Below are 1,132 nucleotides of genomic sequence, written 5' to 3'. Positions count from 1 at the left end.
ACTCAAAGAGCTAATTACCCCTACCCGTTCCGGACCTATCATCTGGGCTGGTCAGGAGGAGTTTGAGGAGGCAGCTGCCTTATTATGGCAAAGCTTAAGTGTTGCGGAGCGGGAAAACGCAAGCTTTAATGTGGGCTTCATGCCGCATCAACTACGCGATACTTCAGCCCCATTGCAGCTTATCGCGGTGCCCGAAACTATGCTGCCGCGTTGGCGAGGACGGTATTTTGTAATCGAAACCAGTGATGCTCATATTGATTTAACGGAAGCAGAAGCGTATGTAGCCGGGGATACTACCCGCTCACCGCACTTATCCGCCCTATTAATGCATTTGGGAGTGCCTCCTCAGGGCATAACGCAATTAGGAATGTTACAGCGGGCTGCGCCTACTGCCGCTGCACTAGATCAAGCCTCTTTGCAAGAAGTATTGACCCTAGCTACCATCTTGTACTGGTATCAGCAAATGCCATCAGAAATCAGCCAGCAAACGCTGGCACGTCTGGTGCAGTTAATTCAACAGAGTGATATTACTGAGCTGTCCCGATTAGGATCAGTGACAGACACCATGTTGTCAGCAGACGCATTACAACAGCTAGCTGTAGCCACAAGTGAACAATTACCACGGCTAGTAGCAGCGGCACGTCCTTCTCAATTGACGGAATTACTGGCATGGAAGAAGGTACCTGAGCGCCAGTGGTGGCGGCGAAGTTTGCAAGTGGGGATTGAGGTATATTTTAAATCCTGGAATTCGGCTGCCAGTGAGTTAGTTGTAAGTTTGCTAGAACAGCCAGTGTCCTTAGTGGATGATTATCTTTCTCTGCTGCCTGCGACCCAACAGGTTGAGGAGTCACTTATGTCCTCGTTACCTACGTCTTGGCCATCGCAGGCCTGGAAACACACAGCTTCCATCGCGCTCAGTCGTCAGTGGCTAGGATTACATATGATGTGTCTGCTGCGCTTATATCCGGTCCTTGAGGCAATACAGCAGCACCTTGCTGTAAATAGTTCTCCCACAAATACTGCCGCTCTTCAAATAGCCATTAACTATAGTAAGCCTAAGGAATTTATCGCAGCAGCGGCCTCGCTTAATGATGACCGGGTAACACAGTTGGCGGCAAATCTGTGTGTTAAG

The 1,132-nt window shown here is 49.6% G+C and carries 1 protein-coding gene; it reads left to right on the top strand.

Translation table 11 applies throughout. The annotated features are described in order from the left end of the window. Positions 1 to 1,132 (top strand): hypothetical protein (locus tag J4D97_RS22970; protein WP_208309625.1); only part of this gene is annotated, 1,132 nt, incomplete at both ends.

It is taken from the genome of Hymenobacter defluvii (assembly GCF_017589435.1).
Taxonomy (GTDB): Bacteria; Bacteroidota; Bacteroidia; order Cytophagales; family Hymenobacteraceae; genus Hymenobacter; species Hymenobacter profundi.
This window is presented reverse-complemented; position numbering and strand designations above follow the sequence as displayed.